This is a genomic window from Sphingomonas sp. Ant20 (assembly GCF_000783375.1).
In the GTDB taxonomy this organism is placed as follows: domain Bacteria; phylum Pseudomonadota; class Alphaproteobacteria; order Sphingomonadales; family Sphingomonadaceae; genus Sphingomonas; species Sphingomonas aerolata.
This window is the reverse complement of record NZ_JRVI01000155.1, coordinates 1-2,931: the sequence shown is the minus strand read 5'-3', so window position 1 is coordinate 2,931 and position 2,931 is coordinate 1. Positions and strand designations below refer to the sequence as shown.

The 2,931-nt window shown below is 70.1% G+C and carries 3 protein-coding genes; all 3 read left to right on the top strand.

The features are described from left to right. Positions 1-686: histidine kinase dimerization/phospho-acceptor domain-containing protein (locus tag NI18_RS22535; protein WP_306286469.1), on the top strand; the 686-nt coding region annotated here is incomplete at its 5' end. Beyond that, complete coding sequence (locus NI18_RS22530; RefSeq protein WP_052149261.1) at positions 683-1,282, top strand: response regulator; 600 nt, start codon at positions 683-685, stop codon at positions 1,280-1,282. The genes NI18_RS22535 and NI18_RS22530, both read left to right, overlap by 4 nt. A gap of 127 nt (positions 1,283-1,409) precedes the next feature. Beyond that, positions 1,410-2,931, top strand: a 1,522-nt coding sequence (locus NI18_RS16265; RefSeq protein WP_037531470.1) for a GAF domain-containing protein, incomplete at its 3' end; no start/stop codon positions are given.

Below are 2,931 nucleotides of genomic sequence, written 5' to 3'. Positions count from 1 at the left end.
TCCGGACGGCATTCGAGGACCGCGAAAAGGCACGCGCCGAGCTGCGCGATCTGGCCGACACGCTGGAGGCGAAGGTCGAGGCGCGGACGCGCGAACTGGCGGCGGCGAACGACCGGCTGACAGCGGAGATCGCCGAGCGCGAGCGCGCCGAGGCGCGGCTGGTCCAGGCGCAGAAGATGGAGGCGATCGGCCAGCTGACCGGGGGCATCGCGCATGATTTCAACAATCTGCTGACCGCGGTGATCGGCTCGCTCGACCTGTTGCTGCGGCGCACCGACGACGAGAAGATCCGGCGGCTGGCGAGCATGGCGTTGCAGGCGGGCGAGCGCGGCGCGACGCTGACCGCGCAGCTCCTGTCCTTTTCGCGGCGCCAGCATCTGTCGCCGGTGCCGGTCGAGCCCAACCAGGTGGTGGCGTCGATGGCGGACCTGCTCGCGCGGTCGATCGGGGCGGCGGTGACGGTCGAGCTCGACCTGGCGGACGATGTCTGGCGCGCGATGGTCGATCCGACGCAGCTCGAGGTCGTGCTGCTCAACCTGGCGATCAACGCGCGCGACGCGATGCCGTCGGGCGGGGTGGTGCGGATCGCGACGCGCAACCTGGCCGCGGTGCCCGACGCGCTGACCGCCGAGCTGAACCCGGGCGCTATGTCGCGATCGAGGTCGCCGATACCGGTGCGGGGATGACGCCCGCGGTGCTGGCGCGCGCGTTCGAGCCGTTCTTCACCACCAAGGGGCAGGGCAAGGGCACGGGCCTGGGGCTCGCGCAGGTCTACGGCTTTGCCCGCCAGTCGGGCGGCACGGTCCGGATCGTCAGCGCGGAGAATGAGGGGACGGTGATCACCTTGTACCTGCCGCGGACGACCGAGGTCGCCGATCCGGTCGCGATCGAGCGGCTGGCCCAGGCGACCGGATCGCGGCAGCGGATTCTGGTGGTCGACGACGACAATGACGTCCGCGGGGTCGCGGCGCAGATGATCGAGGAGATCGGCTATCAGGTGGTCGCGGCGGCGAGCGGGTCCGAGGCGCTGACCGAATTCGGGCGCGCGTCGTTCGACCTGGTGCTGACCGACGTGGTGATGCCGGGCATGTCGGGCGTCGACCTGGCACGGCGGATCCGTGCGGTCGCGCCCGCCATGCCGCTGCTGTTCGCGAGCGGCTATGCCGATGTCGCGACGTTCGGCGACGAACTGGCGGCGGAGACGGTGCTGAAGAAACCCTATCGCATCGGCGAGGTCGCGGCGCGGATCGGCGACGCACTGTCGGCGGAGTCGACGCAGTAGCGCAGGTGACGGACATTGCAGCGTTTCGCGGCGGCGGTGCGGTGTATAGGATGGGGTAAGGCCCGTGCGTGTACGGTGATCAGGGACGCAGGATTTCGGACCCGGGGTGGGGGCAAGGTGGGGCAGCGTGACTGAGCGGCATGGATTCCTGGGCGACGGACCGCTCGCGGCGCTGATCGCTACGTTCGACTGGTCGGCGACCCCGCTCGGCCCGATCGAGGACTGGCCACCGCACCTGCGGACCGTGGTATCGATCCTGTTGCGCGCGCCGGTGCCGATGGCGCTGCTGTGGGGCGAGGAGGGGATCCTGCTCTACAATGCGCGCTATGCGACGATCGCGCAGGACAAGCATCCCGCGATCCTCGGCATGCCGGTGCGCGAAGCCTGGACGGAGGCGGCGGCGTTCAACGACGGCGTGGTGCGCGCCGGGATGGCGGGCAAGACGCGGAGCTATGCGCGGCAGGAACTGACGCTGTACCGCCACGGCGAGCCCGAGACGGTGTTCCTCGACCTCAATTACTCGCCCGTGCTCGATGCGGACGGGGTGCCCGCGGGCGTGCTGGCGGTGGTGATCGAGACGACCGACGCGGTGCTCGCCGAGCGCAGCCTGCGCTGGGAGACGCACAGCCTCGAGACGCTGAACGTCACCGGTGCGGCGCTGGTCGCCGAGCTCGAGCTCGAGCCGCTGATCCAGATGGTCACCGATGCGGGGGTCAAGCTGACCGGGGCGGAGTTCGGGGCGTATTTCCACAATCTGATGGACGAGACCGGCGAGCGGCTGCACCTGTTCACGCTGGCCGGGGCGGAGCGGGCGGCGTTCGAGAAGCTCGGGCGGCCGCGCGCGACCGCGGTGTTCGGGCCGACCTTCCGCAACGAAGGGGTGATCCGCTCGGACGATATCCGCACCGACCCGCGCTACGGCAAGAGCGCGCCGCATTACGGGATGCCGCGCGGGCATCTGCCGGTGCGCAGCTATCTGTCGGTGCCGGTCACGTCGCGCACCGGGGTGGTGCTGGGCGGGCTGTTGTTCGGCCATTCCGAGCCGGGACGTTTCGGCGAGCGGCACGAGCGGCTGCTGGTCGGCGTCGCGGCGCAGGCGGCGATCGCGATCGACAATGCACAATTGTTCAAGGCGGTGCAGGAGGTCAACGACACGCTCGAACAGCGCGTGGCCGAGCGGAGCGCGGAGCTGACCCAGGCGCACGAGGCGCTGCGCCAGGCGCAGAAGATGGAGACGCTGGGCCAGCTGACCGGGGGTATCGCGCATGATTTCAACAATCTGCTGACGGTGATCCGCGGATCGACCGACCTGTTGCGGCGGCCCGACCTGAGCGCGGAACGGCGCGACCGGTACATCACCGCAATCGCCGACACTGCCGACCGCGCGACCAAGCTGACCAACCAGCTGCTCGCCTTTGCCCGGCGATCGTCGCTGACGCCCGAGGTGCTCGACGTCCGCGCCGTCGTCAGCGGGATGACCGACATGCTCGCGACGCTGTCGGGATCGTTCATCGACATCGCGCTGAGCCTGCCCGACACGCCGTGCCTGACGCATGCGGATGCGAGCCAGCTCGAGACCGCGATCGTCAACCTGGCGGTCAATGCGCGCGACGCGATGGCGGGGCGCGGCGCGCTGCGGATCGTGGTCG